The following is a 17,726-nucleotide window of genomic DNA, read 5'->3' as shown; positions in this document are numbered from 1 at the left end:
GTTCCGTCGCAGCGCATTGCAAGCAATGTGAATTGGATATGGCATTTTCCTTGCGTGGCGGATGGCGTATGACAGGGCTGACGGGGGCTCAACACGCGAAGTTTTCGAGCGACATGGCCGAAATAATTGAGTTCAAGGACAGAATGAAACCGCAAGTAGACCAGGGACCGGGCACTGTTTTGAGACTGGCGACGTCTTTCGCAGTGGTTTTGAGCATCTGCGTTGCTGCGTTTGCCGGCCTGACTTGCGCCGCATCTGCCGAACCGGAAAAGGCCCGGGTAACCGGAGCGCGCGTGGCGGGAGACGAGGCGCGCACGCGATTCGTTCTTGATATGAACCGTCAGGTGACACCGACCATCTCCGGCCTTGCCAATCCGGCCCGGCTGATCATTGACCTTCCCGAAGTGACATTTTCGCTGCCGGCCGATTCTGGCGAGAGCGGGCGAGGGCTTGTCACCGACTGGCGCTTCGGCCTCTTTGCGGTTGGAAGATCCCGTGTGGTGATGGACCTGACGGGACCGGTGAAGGTCGACAAGACATTTTTCCTGCCGGCTGTAGATGACCAGCCTGCGCGGCTTGTTGTGGACCTTGTCAGCGCGACAGCCGACGAATTCGACACCTTTGTCGAGACCTCAAGGCCCAAGCGCGTCGTCGCCGGGAGTGATTCCGCACCGAAAAGTGACCGTTTGACCGCTCCAAAGAACAGAGACAAGCCGCTGATCGTCCTCGATCCGGGGCATGGCGGTATTGACACCGGGGCGACAGGCGTCCACGGAACTCTCGAAAAGGCGATCGTTCTCGACTTCGCTCAGCTGCTCAAGGAAAAGCTGGACGAAAGCGGGCTCTACAACGTTCAACTTACCCGGGATGATGACACATTCATCCCGCTGGGGCGCCGAGTTGAAATCGGTCATGAACTCGAAGCCGATCTCTTCGTCTCCATTCACGCCGATTCTGTCCGGCGCGGGCAGAAATTGGCGCGTGGCGCGACCGTCTACACAATTTCAGACAGGGCGTCGGACCAACTGGCCGAAGATCTGGCCCAATCGGAAAACATGTCGGATGTCATCGCCGGTGTGGATCTGACGGAAGAGCCAACAGAGGTGACAGATATCCTGATCGATCTTGCGCGACGCGAAACGAGGTCGTTTTCGGTCTATTTCGCCCGGTCGCTGGTGGACGAGCTGAAAAGCGCTGTCCGGCTGATCAACAATCCGCATCGTTCTGCAGGTTTCCGGGTGTTGAAGGCCCATGATGTGCCCTCGGTGCTGGTCGAGCTCGGCTATCTCTCCAACGAACATGACGAGAAGCTTCTGATTTCCGACGAATGGCGTGAACGCATGGCGAATGCCATGACCGAGGCTGTTCACGGGTTTTTCCGGCCGCGGCTTGCGCGGCAACAAGCAGCACCGTCACAGTAAAAATCCTTGCATTGCTTTCAAAATGGCAGGTTAGCACTGGCGATTGCCTCAGCATCGCCATATTGGTGCACGAGGAAGGCAGACAAGTTTGTGCGACTGTCGGCATCGGTGATGCTGAGCAAATGTTTCCGTGTTAAAAAGCTGGAAGCGCTAAGAACGGGGAAAGACGAGCCCGCGGTATGAAATTTTTGGTGAAGTTTTTTGGCTACCTGTTCGGAATCGGCGCGATCTTTGCGCTGCTGATTGCCGCCGGGGTCTGGATGTACCTGCAGGACCTGACGAAGGATCTGCCGGATTATACGGCCCTGAAGAACTATGAGCCACCGGTCATGACGCGTGTGCATGCCGCTGACGGTAGTCTTATGGCCGAATACGCGACTCAAAGGCGCATGTTCCTGCCGATCCAGGCAATCCCGGATCGCGTCAAGCAGGCGTTTGTCGCAGCCGAAGACAAGAATTTCTACACCCACATCGGTGTTGACCCGGAAGGCATTGCCCGCGCGGCGGTGCGTTTCATCCAGAACTATGGGTCCGGCCGTCGTCCGGAAGGTGCTTCGACCATCACGCAGCAGGTCGCAAAGAACTTCCTCTTGTCCGATCTCGTGAGCGAAGAGCGTGAACGCCGTTCCGCCGCGTATGAGCGCAAGGTGAAGGAAGCGGTCCTTTCCCTGCGCATTGAGCAGGCCTACACCAAGGACGAAATTCTCGAGCTTTATCTCAACGAGATCTATTTCGGCTTCGGGGCCTACGGCGTCGCAGCCGCTTCGCTGATCTATTTCGACAAGTCGGTTCACGAACTGTCGCTTGAAGAAATTGCCTATATGGCAGCGCTGCCGAAAGGTCCGAGCAACTATCATCCTTACAGGAAGACAGAGGCCGCCATTGCGCGCCGCAACTACGTGATCGACCGTATGATCGCAGATGGTTACGTAAGCGCTCAGGACGGCGAGGAAGCCAAACAAAAACCGATTGTCGTCAAGCCGCGTGAAACCGGATCTCGCCTGTTTGCCGCCGAGTACTTCACTGAAGAAGTCCGCCGCGAAGTGGCCGACATCTTCGGCGACAAGCGCCTGTACGAGGGCGGGCTTTCGGTGCGGTCGACGCTTGACCCCGAAATGCAGAAACTGGCGCGCAAGTCGTTGATGGACGGTTTGATTGCCTTCGACCACCAACGCGGCAGCTGGAATGGCCCTGTCGACAAGATCACCCTTGGTGCTGACTGGGGCATCGATCTGGCCAAGGTGGAAGCCCTGAGCGATCTGCCGGAGTGGAAGCTTGCAGTGGTTCTGGAAGCCGGCGGCGAAGAGGCCAAGATTGGCGTTCAGCCGGAACGGCAGGTCAGTGGCCAGCTTTCCGAAGAACGCAAGACCGGCCCGTTGTTCCTGAGCACCATGAAATGGGCCCGGGTCAAGGGCAGGGCACCGAGCGCCGTTTCCGATGTGCTGACGCCTGGCGATGTTGTTTATGTCCAGGAAAGCCCGGTTGCGCCGGGAACCTATGAACTCCGTCAGATCCCGAAGGTGTCGGGCGCTCTTGTGGCGATGGATCCTTATACCGGCCGTGTCCTTGCACTTGTCGGTGGTTTCAGCTTTGCACAGAGTGAATTCAACCGTGCAACGCAGGCCTACCGGCAGCCAGGATCGTCCTTCAAGCCGTTCCTTTACGCTGCCGCTCTCGACAACGGGTACACGCCGTCTTCCGTGATCATGGACGCGCCTCTGGAAATCAGCCAGGGCCCGGGTCTCGGCACGTGGCGCCCGCAGAACTACGGCGGCAAATTCTACGGTCCGTCGACCCTGCGCACAGGTATCGAGCTGTCACGGAACGTCATGACTGTTCGGCTCGCTCAGGACATGGGCATGCCGCTGGTCGCGGAATATGCGAAGCGTTTCGGCATCTACGACAACATGCTTCCGGTTCTGTCCATGTCACTTGGTGCGGGGGAAACCACCGTGCTTCGGCTGACCACCGCTTATGCGACCATCGCAAATGGCGGCAGGAAAGTTCGACCGACCCTGATTGACCGTATTCAGGACCGTTACGGCCGTACCATCTACAAGCATGACAGCCGTATCTGTGACGGCTGTACGCAGGATGTGTGGGAAGGCCAGGACGAACCGACCCTGATCGACGACCGCGAGCAGGTACTCGACCCGATGACTGCCTATCAGATCACATCGATGATGGAAGGCGTGGTTCAGCGCGGTACGGCAACGTCCGTTCGTGCGGTTGGTCGTCCGGTCGCCGGCAAGACCGGTACCACCAACGACGAAAAAGATGCCTGGTTCATGGGCTTTACGCCGGATCTTGCGGTCGGCGTGTTTGTGGGCTTCGACAATCCGAAACCGATGGGCCGCGGGGCAACCGGCGGTCAGGTGGCGGCGCCGATCTTCACCGAGTTCGTCAAGACTGCTCTGGCCGACAAGCCGCCGGTGGAATTCCGTGTACCCAAGGGTCTTCAGCTGATCCCGATCAACCGCCGCACCGGTCTTAGAACCGCTGCCGGTGATCCGGGTTCGATCCTGGAAGCCTTCAAGCCGGGCATGGCCCCGCCGGACAGTTACTCCGTCATCGGGTTCCAGGACACCATGGGAGTTCCGACTGCAGTTTCTCCGGAAGCGCAGCAGGCCGTTACGGTCGGCACAGGCGGTCTTTACTGACCCGCCTTGCCTAGCAGGGGCTGGCCGACTGTCAGGTCATAGCGAGATCCTTTTCGACGGTTTACAGCGAAGTCCTGCTTGGGTAATGTCCCGCTCCAATTCTCGGCCCGGTGCCTCTTGCAGGAGACCGGGCCGCTTCACATCAAAAGCGAGGTATCCGATGCGCGCCGAAATGGAAGCGATCGTCGATGAAATCAAGCAGGCCATAAGCCTGCTGAGGAGGCATCTTTGACTGGGATCAGGCCGTCGTCCGACTGGAAGAGCTGAACGCTCTTTCCGAAGATCCGAACCTCTGGAATGAGCCGTCCAAGGCCCAGAAGCTGATGCGCGAGCGTCAGCAGCTTGATGACAGCATTGGTGGCATCAAGTCGCTGGAGCAGGACCTTTCCGACAATATCGAACTGATTGAACTCGGCGAGATGGAAGACGACAAGTCCGTCATTACCGATGCCGAGGAAGCGCTTCGTGGTCTCAAGGGCAAGGTCAACCAGCTGCAGCTCAATTCGCTGCTGTCCGGTGAGGCCGATGCGAACGACACGTACCTGGAAATCAACTCCGGTGCCGGTGGTACCGAGAGCCAGGACTGGGCGTCCATGTTGCTTCGCATGTACCGCCGGTGGGCGGAAAAGCGGGGCTTCAAGGTCGAAGTGCTGGAATATCATGACGGTGAAGAAGCGGGCATCAAGTCTGCGACCTTGCTGATCAAGGGCGAGAATGCCTATGGCTGGCTGAAGACCGAATCGGGCGTGCATCGCCTCGTGCGGATTTCGCCCTATGACAGCAACGCCCGCCGCCACACCAGCTTCTCCAGTGCCTGGGTCTATCCGGTGATTGATGATTCCATCGAGATCGACATCAACGAGAGTGATTGCCGCATTGATACCTACCGCGCCTCCGGTGCAGGTGGTCAGCACGTCAACACGACCGATTCCGCCGTGCGTATCACGCACCAGCCAACCGGTATCGTGGTGCAGTGTCAGTCCGAGCGCTCACAGCACAAGAACCGGGCAACGGCCTGGTCGATGCTGAAGGCCCGCCTTTATGAAGCGGAGTTGAAGAAGCGCGAAGAAGCGGCCAACGCCGAAGCTGCTTCGAAAACCGACATCGGCTGGGGGCACCAGATTCGCTCTTACGTGCTTCAGCCCTATCAGTTGGTCAAGGATCTGCGCACGGGTGTTGAGAGCACGTCTCCGGGCGATGTTCTCGATGGCGATCTGGATGAATTCATGGAAGCTGCGCTGGCACAGCGCGTCTTTGGTGGAGATCCGGTCGAAGTCGCCGATATCGACTAAAGGCACATTGGAAAATACAAATGAAAGCGGGGCCATTCGGCCCCGTTTTTTTGTTTCCGCCTTGCTCACCCTTCAAAGGTCGAGTGCCGAGAAGCGATCGCCTGCCGCCAGGAAAGCTGCCGGATTGCCGGGCTTGTCATGCCGGCGGATCTCGTAGTGGAGATGTGGACCCGTGGAGCGACCGGTGGAGCCGACATTGCCGACGAGATCGCCCGCCAGAACATGGTCGCCCTCCGATACCTGGATGCGGCTCATATGAGCATAGCGGGTGACGAACCCGTTCGCATGACGGATCTCCACCATCTTGCCGTAACCACCGTTACGTCCCGCGCTGATCACTGTGCCGGGCGCCGTTGCGAATACGCGTGCGCCGTAAGGGGCCTTGAAATCGATGCCAGTGTGCATGGCCAGCCGGCCCAGGAACGGATCAACCCGAGGACCGTAGGTGCTTGACACGGAGCCGTTCCGGACCGGCCGTTTGATCGGCAGACGCAGTGCGGTAAATTTCACGCGTCGCAGTGTGTCCAGGGCTGTGTTTGCGCGGTCCAGACGGTCTGGAAAGTTCTCGTCGTTTATCGGCTGGAACGGGCCGCCGAGGGAGGTCTTTTCACGCAGTGTGGCGTTGAGTCCGGGCGTGATAGAGCGCGTGATGCGGAGGATGTCCTCAATACGGCCCTCCGTCGCGATCGTGATCGCATCGACGGCCGCCGTACTTTCTTCGTCCATCATGGAGATGTCGGCCTTTACCGCGTCGAGGGCAGCCTGTTTCTCAGAGTTTTTTTTTACGTCGGTGTCCGGCGTTGCGGTTTCGGTTGCCGGCTGCTGCAGAATAGCCAGAGGATCGAAGGATCTTGTGGAACCGTCGCGCAATCCCAAGGCTTTTACCGGTTCTTCGATCAACTCGCTTTCGCCGCCGATTGCAGACTTGTCGCTACCATCCAGGGAAGCGAGGTTGCGCTCGTCGAGCGAAGGTTTCTCCGGGGGCAGGGGCTTGTCGTTGCTGAGGTAGATACCGACGCTTTCCGCCCTGGCAACCAGGTCGGCCACGATGGCATGGCGCTGATTGAGGTCTTGCTGCCGGCGCAGAACGTCCATTACCTGGATCTCGACGGTTTCCCTGTCGACCATCTGGCGGCTCGTCAGATTTGCAATCTCGGTACGCAGGCGGTCGATGTGGTCCTGATACTCCAGCACCAGCTCGGTTCTTTCAGCGCTGGCCTCGGCCATCATGTCACTGCGCAGGGCGTAGTAGCCAATTGTGCCTGCAACCGCCAAGGTTGCCGTCACGCAGCCGATTGCACCGCAAATAAGATGAACCGGCCTTACACTGTACGTGGTCGTCTTCTCGCCCTTTTCCAGAACCGGATGATGTGGCTCTGTCCTGGGGGCTTGATAGGTCCGCGTCGATTCTTGGCGCTGTTGCATTGTCACTCAGTCACTGCCTGCATTCTGCAAAAGATCTGAGCCTGATTAGAATTTGGTAAGGTTAATAATTCGTCTTCACGGTTGTGAAATTTATCCGATGAGAGGCGCAAGAGGCTTGTAAAAACCGGGAGTTAGTCCGGCTTCGGACCGCGCGCGATCGTTGAAGGGAGGTTTTAACGGACCCCTGAAGTGACGGCGCACGTAGGTGTGGAATGCCGACTCAGGCCTGATTCCCTGCCGGTCACACAGAAACCGGAACCACTTTGCGCCAAAGGCGACATGGTTTTTCTCGTCCCGATAGATGATGTCGAGACATTTGGCGGTGTCTTCGTCATCGATTTCGCGGGCTTTTTCGATCATCGGTGGCGTGATGTCGAGGCCTCTTGCCTCGAGTACCAGCGGGATGATGGCAAGGCGGGCAGCAAGGTCGTGTCCGGTGTCCTGCGCTGCTTGCCAGAGACCGTTGTGGGCAGGCAGGTCTCCGTAGGTGGCGTCCAGTTTCGCCAGGCGCTCCTGCAGCATGGCAAAATGCTTGGCTTCCTCAAGCCCGACTCGCACCCAGTCGTCATAGTAGGACCTGGGCAGCCTGACGTGCGCGAAGCGTCCGATCAGATCCCATGTCAGGTCCACTGCGTTGAGCTCGATGTGTGCCAGGGAGTGAATCAGGGCAAGGCGGCCCGCCTTGCCCTTCAAGCTGCGTTTTGGCATGTCTCGCGGTGCAAGCAGAACAGGTTTTTCCGGCCGGCCCGGCCGATCCGGCATCGCACCATCTCTCGAGGGAGATCCGAGAGCGAGTTCACGCTGAAACCAGGCCCTGGAGACAGCATAGGCAAGCCGCACTTTTTCGGCTGTATCGGAAGCGCACACGATCGCTCGCGCTCCGGCAACCAGAGTGTGCGGCAAGTTGTCCCTGCCGGTCACCATCCTGGCGCTGCCGGTTGCCGTTTCCAGTGGGGAACTCACAGGGCCCGCGCAACCTCAAGAACGGCATCCGCGTGCCCTGGAACTTTCACCTTGCGCCAGATCTCGGCGATCTTGCCGTCTGCACCGACTAAAAAGGTGGTGCGTTCCACACCCATGTATTTCTTGCCGTACATGGATTTTTCCACCCAGACCCCATAGGCCTCCGCGACTTCCTTTTCCGTGTCCGCCCCCAGTCTGATCGCCAGATTGTGCTTGGCGATGAACTTGTCGTGTTTGGCGGCTGTGTCAGGCGAGAGCCCGATAATGGTCACGCCAAGTTTGGCAAATGCATCGGACTGTTCAGTGAAGGCAATAGCCTCCTTTGTGCAGCCTGGCGTGTCATCCTTGGGATAAAAATACACTACGACGGGTTTTCCTTTGAGGGCGCTCAGCGACACCTTGTTGCCGCCATCACCTTCCAGTTCGAAATCCGGTGCGACATCCCCGACGGCCAATTCGCTCATCATGCCTTCCTTCTGTCAAAGTTTGTGCGTTAATGCCGGTTTCCGGCTGCGTCTACAATGGCTGCGGTCGCTTTTAGCAAAGCTTTCGCAGTATCATCAATCGCTCAGCGACTCGTCCGGAGCTGCAGTGAGGTAACCCGGCGCTTTGCTCCGAACCCGAACCCAAGCGCCTGTCTTACGCATGCAGGCGAAAGATTGGATTGACGTATTTGCCTAAAACCGGCGGATCTCAGGACACGGCCAAAGTGACGCCGAAAAAACGCAAGCGCTTGCGCTACGTCGTCGCCGCCGTTCTGGTTGGTCTTGTTGCCGGCATCGCCATTCTGTTTGCAACCGGGCCGGTGCACATTCCGCTTCTAGGCAGCCTGCTGGCCTATCAAGGCACCCGAGGGCAGGTTGAACTTTCCATTGGCAGTGCCAGTGTCGATTTTACTGCGCCGGACGGCATCAATATCCTGATTTCGGATGCCAGGGCGGAGATCGCCGGTGGGTCACCTGTAAGCATCAGTCTTCCTGAACTGACTGCGCCGCTGAACCGGGATGCACTGCTCTCCGGCAAGCTCCATTTTTCGTCTCTAATCCTGACAAGGCCCCATGTGCGGATTGTCCTGGCGGGCGGGCCGGCGAAGTTTCCGGAAATGGGGCCGCTCATGGAAGCCGTTGACAGGGTCAGCGATGTAGTGGACGACCAGTTTGCCCGCCGAGGCCTCAGCTTCGTCAAGATCCGTGACGCTTCTTTCGAGTTGGCCGGTTCCATTCCCAGACGATACCGAGGCATTGACGCGGACATCCTGCGTGACGACAACCGCTCGATACGGGCCTTCGCGCGAGTTGCCGGCAATATCTCCACCTGGAGACTGGAGCTGGCGCGCAACGCCCCGCCGGGTGCGAATGCCAAGAGCATCGGGGTCGTGGTCAACGGAATCACTCTTGCCGAACTGCTGGGGCCAAACGCGAAATCGGTGCAGGGCAAGGGGCTGGGACTTCCGGCCTCCGCCAAAATCGAGAGCAGACTGACAGGCGATGGCAAGTTCGTCTCCGCCAATGCGGTTGCGCGCGTGCGCAACGGCTGGTTTCAGCTTGGCAAGACACTGGTCGCATTTGACGATGCAGCACTGTCCCTATTGTTCGAGGCGGGACAAGACGCAATTGAAATTACCAGTTCGCACGTCATTCGCGGCAATTCACGCATCTTCTTCACGGGGTCTGTTTCGCCGGTTGCTGGTGATAGTCCGGAGTGGCAGATTAATCTGGATTCGGAATATCCGCAATTCGGTTCAGCCGATGTTCCCGAAGAGCCGCATATGCTGGACGGCGTCCAGATTCGTGCGCGTTTCGATCCGATTGAAAAATTGCTCTCCGTCGACCGCTTCACGGCTCGCTCGGGCAAGGCCGTCGTGCATGGTGTCGCCTCGCTGCAGATTACACCGGAAGGACCTTATCTGGCGCTGGCCGCTGATGGGGAGTTGATACCGGTTGCAGTGGCAAAGCAGCTCTGGCCGATCACGCTTGTGCCGCCGGCGCGCCGCTGGATCATCGAACGCCTGAAAGGCGGCTTGATCGAGACCGTTTCCTATACGGGTGCGCTCCGCCCGCCGGCATTTGATCCGCGGGATCCGGACCCGGGCTGGGCGGGGGACGACATGCGCCTGGACATGACGTTTTCCGATGGTGCAGTGACGCCTGTTGGTGATGTTCCGCAGATTGATGGCCTCGACGGTACGCTCACAATTGAAAACGAGACACTGACCGTGACTGCGACAGGCGGAACGGCGACGGCCTCAAGTGGTGGCGAGGTTACTCTGCCGGATGGTGTCTTCGCGATCCAGAACCTGCCTTTGCGGGACGGCAAGATGGCAAGCGTGAAGACCCGCATGGAGGGATCGGCGAGCGACCTTGGTGCGATGGTCAACAGTGCGCCTTTCCGCGTGCTGGACCGAGCTGATCTCAAGAATGATGGCGTCGAAGGGGCGGGAGAACTTGAAATCACGGCTTCGTTTCCCTTGGGCAATGAAATCGATCTTGCCGATATCGACTGGCAGGCGACAGGCCGTCTGACGAATTTCTCGGACAGCAATCCGATCATGGGGCACACGGTGCGCAAGTCGGATGTTGCGCTGGAGGCCAACAAGGATCAGGTCGCGATTACCGGCAAGGGGATACTCGACGGATTGCAGGCCGATATCGACCTTGTGGTGCCCTTGGGCGAATCCGGTGTTGCGGCACGACAGGATGTTGTTGTTGCGCTCAACGCGAAGCAGCTGAAAGAGAAGGGGGTGGATCTGACCGCCTTTCTCCAAGGCAACATGACGTTGAGCGTTGCAAAGGTCAGCGACGGACAGGAATTCGTCATCGACCTGAAACAGACGGATGTCCGGCTGCAGGCGCTCGGCTGGCAAAAAGCCAAGGGTGTTCCCGCAACGGCGTCTTTCAAGCTGGTTGAGACGGACACACAGCGCCGTGTAAAGGACTTCAAGCTGGTATCAGAGGGTGTCGATGTTGCCGGTTCGATGCAACTGTCGATGGCCGGCGATCTTGTCAGCGCATCGTTCAATACATTCAAGCTGCGTCCGGGCGACAATGTCGAAGTCGATATCCAGAAGGCGACGGACGGACGCTATGACATCATCTTCGCCGGGTCTTCCTTTGACGGGCGCGGCCTGATCAAGAGCATGCGGAGCCCCGGCGGCAGCAAGGGAGCGGGTGATTTTTCGGGCGGTGCAAGAATTGCCGCCAATATTGACCGTGTAACCGGGTTCAATAATCAGGCGATCGAGAAATTCTCGGGCAAGATCGATACCGGTGCCAAGGGACTGGTCTCTGCGGACTTGAAGGGACTTGTGAACGGCCGTGCGAATTTCGAATTCACGGTGACGGACCAGGGCGGCACGCAGGCGGCAATCGGCCGTTTTGCAAATACAGGCGCAACACTGCGTTTCCTTGACCTCTACAAGCGTATGCGCGGTGGAACCGGGGTCCTGAATGTGGCGATGGCCGACGAGAACAGCTGGGTCGGCGATTTCAACGTGCGCTCACTGCGGATCACGGAAGATCCGGCCATTCAGCGTATCCGCGAGCAGAACCGCTCAAATCGCATCCCGGACGGGCGTGCGATCAATACCAACGAAGCTGCGGACACCGCCAGTTTCGAAACGCTGGATATCAATTTCTCACGGGAAGGCGAATTGCTGACCATCAGTCGCGGGGCTCTCCAAGGCAACGCACTGGGAGGAACTGTCAGCGGCTCTGTGGATCTGTCGCAGCAGACGCTCAACCTTACCGGTACCTTCGTGCCGATCTACGCTCTCAACAATTTCTTCGCCAAGATCCCGCTGTTGGGCTTTGCGCTCGGCGGCAATTCCGGAGAAGGCCTGATCGGTGTGACCTATCGCTTGTCTGGTTCGGTGTCCGACCCGGTGCTGTCGGTCAACCCGATTTCGGCGATAGCACCGGGCATTTTCCGCAAGATGTTCGAGTTTCAGGCGAACTGAGCAATCGCACCAGCCAATGTCTGGCGAACCAATTTTCTGCCGAAGGCCTTTGTTCCTGTCACTCTTATTGCCGAACAAAAAAAGCCGGGCGGTGCCCGGCTTTTTTGTCAGTTCTGGAGTGCCTCTGCTCAGACCGGCTTCAGGAGCACGTGCTTTTTCTTGCCGAGCGACAGTTTGACGATGCCGTCGCCGGTCAGATCAGCAAGCGTGATCTGGCGCTTGTCGTCCTGCTCGCCCTTGTCGTTGATCTTGACCGCGCCACCCTTGATGTTGCGGCGGACGTCTCCATTCGAGGCGCACAGGCCCGCACTCACGAATGCGGATAGCACACCTATGCCGGCTTCCAGTTCGGCCTTGGTAATTTCCACCGTTGGCAGGCCTTCGGCGGATTGGCCTTCTTCAAATGCCTTGCGGGCGGTCTCGGCAGCAGCTTCAGCGTTTTCCCGTCCATGGATCAGGGCAGTCGCTTCCGTTGCCAGTATCTTCTTGGCCTCGTTGATCTCCGAGCCTTGCAGTGCCGCAAGACGGGCGATTTCGTCCATTGGAAGAACTGTGAAGAGCTTCATGAAACGCTCCACGTCGGCGTCTTCCGTGTTGCGCCAGTACTGCCAGTAGTCATAGGCAGAAAGCTGCTCTTCGTTGAGCCACACAGCGCCTGCGGCAGTCTTGCCCATCTTTGCACCCGACGACGTGGTCAGAAGCGGAGAGGTGAGGGCAAAGGCTTCGACTTCTGCCAGACGGCGAACGAGATCGGTGCCGGACAGGATGTTGCCCCACTGGTCGGATCCGCCCATCTGTAGTCGGCAACCGGTGCGACGGTAAATTTCCAGATAGTCGTAGCCCTGCAGGAGCATGTAGTTGAATTCGAGGAAGGACAGATGCTGTTCGCGTTCCAGACGCAGGCGCACGCTGTCGCGCTGGATCATCTGGTTGACCGAGAAGTGCCGGCCGATATCGCGAAGGAAGTCAACGTAATTGAGCTTCAGAAGCCAGTCCGCATTGTCCAGCATGATGGCGTCTGTCGGGCCGTCACCGAAGGTGAGAAGTTTTTCGAAGACCTTGCGGATGCCGGCCTTGTTGTCCTCGATCAGCTCTTCGGTGAGCATCTTGCGGGATTCGTCCTTGCCGGACGGATCACCGACGCGCGTGGTGCCGCCGCCCATGAGGGCAATCGGCCGGTGGCCGGTCTTCTGAAACCAGTGCAGCATCATGATCGGGACGAGAGACCCGGCATGAAGGCTCGGTGCGGTGCAATCGAAACCAATGTAGGCCGTTACGGTTTCTTTCGCGCAAAGCTCGTCCAGGCCCTTCGGGTCCGAGATCTGATGAATGAAACCGCGTTCTGAAAGAACGTTTAGAAAGTCCGATTTGAACTCGCTCATAGTCGCCTGTCCGTCCGTCTTGTGTGCCTGCCGGCATTCCTGCGGTCGTGCTCTAGCGCGTGCCGCAGGACTTGTAAATTGCGCCTGCCGGAAAATCAGGACGCTGCAGCGCTCTGCCGCTGGTTAGTTGCCGACCTGGCCGTTGGCGCGCACCTTCACACAGACGAATTTCAATTCGCCCCCCTCCCAGGCAAGGCGCATGCCTTCCGAGAGTGTCCGCGGAACGGCTTCGCTCAGTGCGGCCTGACATTCCGCTTCATCCTGAAAAGTGCCTTCATCGGCGACCGGCCAGACATTGGGACCGCTCAAAAGCTGAATGGATACGGCCATAATCACCCACATGGATAACTCCTACTTTCTTGTGAGACCCCAGGTCCCCAACGTTTTCCCAACACACTCCGGCACACACTCTGGCGAAAGTGACGCAGCGTGATCACAGTCACAGCCAACATAGCAGGCGGCGCCTACATTCAATTCATCAGCAGCGCAACGAAAGCCGCTGTTCAACAATTGAAAGGAGCCGTCATGTTTCGCAAGTTTGCAATAGCCGCCGTCGCAGTCGCCACCATGGCAACCGCTGCCGTCACCATTACCCCGAACGAAGCTCATGCCAAGAACCGTCATGGTGGCGCCATTGCCGCAGGTGCCATCATCGGCCTTGCTGCCGGCGCTATCATCGCCTCCCTGGCTCAGCCGCGCTACTACCAGCCGGTCCGCTGCCAGAACCGGCCTGTGACCCGCTGGAGCCCTTATCATGGTCGGTATATCGTCGTCGGATACCAGCGCGTCTGTTACTGATCTCATCCACAGCACAAGCGAATGGCCTCCTTCGGGAGGCTTTTTCGTCTTGAGATTTGGTTGAACCTCCTTTTCAACACTGGACAGTGAAATTATTCGTCCGGTGTTCCATGTCTTCCTTTTCCTCGCTCTCTCCCACTCGCGTTCATGGCCTCATATGCGGCACTCTGGAACCCGGCCCCCTGAATACCCTTGCGGACATCGATGGTATTGCGGTTGGGCACAGAACCATGTGCGAGGGCAACCTCAGAACCGGTTTCACGGCAATCGTGCCGCACCCGGGCAATCTCTTTCGCGAGAAACTTCCTGCCGCCGTCGAGGTGATCAACGGCTTCGGAAAGAGTGCTGGTTTGATACAGGTCGACGAACTCGGGACACTGGAAACGCCGATCCTTCTGACCAACACCTTCGGCGTTGGAACCGGTGTGAACGCGCTCATCCGCAGGGCAATTGCCGAAAATCCTGAAATAGGCCGGTCCACAGGCACTATCAATCCCGTGGTGATGGAGTGCAATGACGGCTACTTGAGCGATATTCAGGCAATTGCCTTGAGCGAAGCCGATGCGGAAGCGGCTCTGAAGGCTGCAGGTTCGACGGTGGAGCAGGGCAGTGTCGGGGCAGGGACGGGCATGAGCGCGTTCGGCTTCAAAGGCGGTATCGGTTCGGCCTCGCGCGTCTTTGAACTTGGAGGCCGTCAGCACAGACTTGCCACCCTGGTGCTTGCCAATTTCGGTCGCCCCGGAGACCTTGTCCTGCCGGATGGACGCAGACCGCATCCCAAGGAGGCGCGCCATAGCGAAGAACGCGGTTCGGTCATCGTTGTTCTGGCGACTGATGTGCCTCTTGAAAGCCGGCAACTGAAACGCATTGCCCGCAGAGCCGGGGCGGGGTTGGCGCGGCTGGGTGCCTACTACGGCAATGGAAGCGGCGATATCGCACTTGCCTTTTCAACTGCCTGCAAGATTGCCCATTTTGAGGAGGAAGACTTCATCGTTCGCGATATTCTCAAGGAAGACAAGATCGATATCCTGTTTCAGGCCGCAGCTGAAACGACGCAGGAGGCTGTACTCAATGCGATGATTGCGTCTCCCGCCATGCGTGGGCGGGGGCGTAGCAAACGGCCGTCTCTTGCCGATTGGCTTGACGGGCATGCCTAGGTCGCTCGCGATTTTCTCGTGGGGCTTGTCAGGCTGGCCAAGGCTGCTTGTGGAATTGTCGGTGGTAACCAACTCACTCTTGCGCTGAGACATGGAAAGCGGGGTGCTTGGAAAACAAAAAGGCCGGGCAAATGCCCGGCCTTTCCGCATGTTTGAACCCGAAGGGATCAGACAGAGTAGTACATGTCGAATTCGACCGGGTGCGGGGTCATTTCGAAACGCTCGACTTCTTCCATCTTCAGTTCGATGTAAGCGTCGATCTGGTCGTCGTCGAACACGCCGCCGGCTTTCAGGAACTCACGGTCTGCATCGACTGCTTCCAGTGCTTCGCGCAGGGAGCCGCAAACGGTCGGGATTTCTGCAAGCTCTTCGGCCGGAAGGTCGTAGAGGTTCTTGTCCATCGCGTCGCCCGGGTGGATCTTGTTCTTGATCCCGTCGAGGCCGGCCATCAGCAGGGCGGAGAAGCAGAGGTACGGGTTCGCGGACGGATCCGGGAAGCGAACTTCAACGCGCTTTGCCTTCGGAGAAGCTGTGAACGGAATACGGCAGGAAGCCGAACGGTTACGCGAGGAATAGGCCAGCAGAACCGGTGCTTCGTAGCCCGGGACCAGACGCTTGTAGGAGTTGGTCGACGGGTTGGTGAAGGCGTTCAGGGCCTTGGCGTGCTTCAGAATACCGCCGATGAAGTACAGGCAGCTTTCCGAAAGGTCGGCATACTGGTTGCCGGCAAAGGTCGGCTCGCCGTTGTTCCAGATGGACAGGTGGCAGTGCATGCCGGTGCCGTTGTCACCGAATACCGGCTTCGGCATGAAGGTGGACGTCTTGCCGTAGGCATGTGCGACCTGGTGGACGACATACTTGTACTTCTGCATGTTGTCGGCGCAACGGGTCAGGTGATCGAACTTCATGCCGAGTTCGTGCTGTGCAGCAGCCACTTCGTGGTGATGCTTTTCTGTCGGAACGCCCATTTCGGCCATGACGGACAGCATTTCGGAACGGATGTCCTGCGCGCTGTCGATCGGCGGAACCGGGAAGTAGCCGCCCTTCGTGCGCGGACGGTGGCCCAGGTTGCCCGTTTCGTACTCGGAACCCATGTTGGACGGCAGTTCGGAGCTGTCGAGCATGAAGCCGGTGTTGTACGGGTCTGCAGTGAAGCGGACGTCGTCGAACATGAAGAATTCAGCTTCCGGGCCGACGAAAATGGTGTCGCCGAAGCCGCCGGACTTCACGTAGGCTTCTGCCTTCTTCGCGGTCATGCGCGGATCGCGGTTGTAGCCTTCACCGGTGACCGGGTCGACGATGTCGCAGAAGATCGCCATGGTGGACTGTGCGAAGAACGGGTCGATGTGTGCGGATTCCGGATCCAGGATCAGCATCATGTCGGACTCGTTGATGGCCTTCCAGCCTGCGATTGACGAACCGTCGAAAGCGACGCCTTCAGCGAACATGTCTTCGTCAACGAGTACTACGTCCATGGTGACGTGCTGCATTTTACCCTTAGGATCGGTAAAGCGCAGGTCGACGAATTTCACGTCTTTTTCCTGAATCTCCTTAAGGATTTCAGCGGCAGTGGTCATAATGTCCATCCCTTTAGTTTTTCATGTGAACGGTTGGGTACTGTTCCGGCCCGGCAGAGTGTCTTAAATTTGGCTCCGTTGCGTGGGACCGGAATTCGGATTGCCGGCGAATGCCGGAATGGGTGGGTCAGATAGCGTCTATGCCGGATTCACCGGTACGGATACGGACTGCTTCTTCGATATTTGAAACGAAAATCTTGCCGTCGCCAATGCGGCCTGTTTGCGCAGCGGATCTGATTGCGTCAACGGCTTTCTCGACCATGTCGTCGCCAAGTACAATTTCCACTTTCACCTTCGGCAGGAAATCCACGACATATTCAGCGCCGCGATAGAGTTCCGTGTGGCCTTTCTGACGGCCGAAGCCCTTGGCTTCCGTAACGGTGATGCCCTGGAGACCGACCTCTTGCAGAGCTTCTTTGACCTCGTCCAATTTGAAGGGTTTGATGATCGCTTCGATCTTTTTCATCACCTTGTGTCTCTCTCCACTTTTAAGGCCGGATAATTTCGGCGTGCCCTTTTCCGATCCTGCGGGACAAAACGACCCGGTCGGGCCCGGAAGGGACCGTTGCAAGCTATAAAGCACGATGTGTGCCAAACGGCCATGACAACCCGTAAATTTTACCCGCGCTGGGAAATCCGCCACTAAAAGCGGCAAATTCTATCAGCGGGGTGGTGGTCAGTCGCCTATCCCATTTGTCATATGATCACAAAATAAGCAAAGAGCCTAAAAAATAGGCTGAATTTTAGCAATCGGATGAGATTGCCCTGCTCAGTGGTTGCATGATTTTGCACAATCTCAAGTCAATCGACAGTTCCAGCCGGCGCTGCCGGGGGCGTTGCTCCGATGTACGGGCGGTTCCTGGCTGATTTCCGGAATGAGGAACCATCCCCGCCCTTACGCGTTGCAGAAGAACTGGAATATGGAGACGGCTATGCTTTTCTACGCTTTGGCTGTGGTGGCCATTGCTCTCGTCGCAGGTTTGTTCGGGTTTTTTGGAATGGCGGGCATGTCGGCTTCGATTGCACAAATCTTGATCGGGCTGTTCCTTGCAGTTTTTGTGCTTTCCCTGATTGCGGGCATGCTACGAAGGTAGCA

The 17,726-nt window shown here is 58.1% G+C and carries 14 protein-coding genes; 7 read left to right on the top strand and 7 right to left on the bottom strand.

Annotation, left to right across the window (positions count from 1 at the left end; genetic code table 11):
• The first annotated feature begins 143 nt into the window (after positions 1–143).
• From ACYQ6M_RS15360 to prfB, 3 genes are all read left to right on the top strand, one after another.
• Complete coding sequence (locus ACYQ6M_RS15360) at positions 144–1,421, top strand: N-acetylmuramoyl-L-alanine amidase (protein WP_055656584.1); 1,278 nt, start codon at positions 144–146, stop codon at positions 1,419–1,421.
• Between the two features lie 188 nt (positions 1,422–1,609).
• Positions 1,610–4,081, top strand: a complete 2,472-nt coding sequence (locus tag ACYQ6M_RS15355; protein WP_035909305.1) for a penicillin-binding protein 1A — start codon at positions 1,610–1,612, stop codon at positions 4,079–4,081.
• Between the two features lie 160 nt (positions 4,082–4,241).
• Positions 4,242–5,373 (top strand): peptide chain release factor 2 gene (prfB, locus tag ACYQ6M_RS15350; protein ID WP_168686745.1). Its coding sequence is split into 2 segments (ribosomal slippage): positions 4,242–4,310 and positions 4,312–5,373, totalling 1,131 coding nucleotides; the frame shifts between segments, so codons are not numbered across the junction.
• Positions 5,374–5,445: 72 nt separating this feature from the next.
• Here the strand turns inward: prfB and ACYQ6M_RS15345 are convergent.
• The 3 genes from ACYQ6M_RS15345 to bcp all read right to left on the bottom strand — a co-directional run bounded on the left by ACYQ6M_RS15345 (position 5,446) and on the right by bcp (position 8,225).
• Positions 5,446–6,798, bottom strand: a complete 1,353-nt coding sequence (locus ACYQ6M_RS15345; protein WP_460074515.1) for a M23 family metallopeptidase — start codon at positions 6,796–6,798, stop codon at positions 5,446–5,448.
• Between the two features lie 90 nt (positions 6,799–6,888).
• Positions 6,889–7,722 carry a ferritin-like domain-containing protein gene (locus tag ACYQ6M_RS15340; protein ID WP_460074643.1) on the bottom strand — a complete coding sequence of 278 codons (834 nt, stop codon included), beginning with the start codon at positions 7,720–7,722 and terminating at the stop codon, positions 6,889–6,891.
• Positions 7,723–7,757: 35 nt separating this feature from the next.
• Positions 7,758–8,225, bottom strand: coding sequence for a thioredoxin-dependent thiol peroxidase (gene bcp, locus ACYQ6M_RS15335; RefSeq protein ID WP_460074642.1), 468 nt, complete (start codon positions 8,223–8,225; stop codon positions 7,758–7,760).
• Between the two features lie 245 nt (positions 8,226–8,470).
• On the opposite strand from bcp, the gene ACYQ6M_RS15330 reads away from it, so the two are divergent.
• Positions 8,471–11,716, top strand: coding sequence for an AsmA-like C-terminal domain-containing protein (locus tag ACYQ6M_RS15330; protein WP_460074514.1), 3,246 nt, complete (start codon positions 8,471–8,473; stop codon positions 11,714–11,716).
• Positions 11,717–11,844: 128 nt separating this feature from the next.
• Here the strand turns inward: ACYQ6M_RS15330 and tyrS are convergent, their stop codons facing one another.
• Positions 11,845–13,098: a tyrosine--tRNA ligase gene (gene tyrS, locus ACYQ6M_RS15325; RefSeq protein WP_460074513.1), complete on the bottom strand. Its 1,254-nt coding sequence runs from the start codon at positions 13,096–13,098 to the stop codon at positions 11,845–11,847.
• Between the two features lie 123 nt (positions 13,099–13,221).
• Positions 13,222–13,440 carry a hypothetical protein gene (locus ACYQ6M_RS15320; RefSeq protein WP_022998411.1) on the bottom strand — a complete coding sequence of 73 codons (219 nt, stop codon included), beginning with the start codon at positions 13,438–13,440 and terminating at the stop codon, positions 13,222–13,224.
• Between the two features lie 183 nt (positions 13,441–13,623).
• Here ACYQ6M_RS15320 and ACYQ6M_RS15315 point away from each other — a divergent pair, with 183 nt between their 5' ends.
• Both ACYQ6M_RS15315 and ACYQ6M_RS15310 read left to right on the top strand, forming a co-directional pair.
• Complete coding sequence (locus ACYQ6M_RS15315) at positions 13,624–13,896, top strand: tyrosyl-tRNA synthetase (RefSeq protein ID WP_460074511.1); 273 nt, start codon at positions 13,624–13,626, stop codon at positions 13,894–13,896.
• Between the two features lie 110 nt (positions 13,897–14,006).
• The gene (locus ACYQ6M_RS15310; RefSeq protein WP_460074510.1) at positions 14,007–15,053 is read left to right on the top strand and encodes a DmpA family aminopeptidase; all 1,047 of its coding nucleotides are present in this window, start codon (positions 14,007–14,009) and stop codon (positions 15,051–15,053) included.
• A gap of 167 nt (positions 15,054–15,220) precedes the next feature.
• On the opposite strand, the gene glnA is transcribed toward ACYQ6M_RS15310, so the two are convergent.
• Together glnA and ACYQ6M_RS15300 are read right to left on the bottom strand one after the other, a co-directional pair.
• Positions 15,221–16,630: a type I glutamate--ammonia ligase gene (glnA, locus tag ACYQ6M_RS15305; protein WP_055656579.1), complete on the bottom strand. Its 1,410-nt coding sequence runs from the start codon at positions 16,628–16,630 to the stop codon at positions 15,221–15,223.
• Positions 16,631–16,757: 127 nt separating this feature from the next.
• A complete protein-coding gene (locus ACYQ6M_RS15300; protein ID WP_006934743.1) occupies positions 16,758–17,096 on the bottom strand; it encodes a P-II family nitrogen regulator in 339 nt (112 codons plus the stop codon).
• Positions 17,097–17,562: 466 nt separating this feature from the next.
• On the opposite strand from ACYQ6M_RS15300, the gene ACYQ6M_RS15295 reads away from it, so the two are divergent.
• A complete protein-coding gene (locus tag ACYQ6M_RS15295; protein WP_031268407.1) occupies positions 17,563–17,724 on the top strand; it encodes a DUF1328 family protein in 162 nt (53 codons plus the stop codon).
• Positions 17,725–17,726 lie beyond the last annotated feature (2 nt).

The organism is Roseibium sp. ROS1 (genome assembly GCF_054658215.1).
The sequence above is the reverse complement of the archived record's forward strand: the minus strand, read 5'-3'. Positions and strand labels throughout refer to the sequence as shown.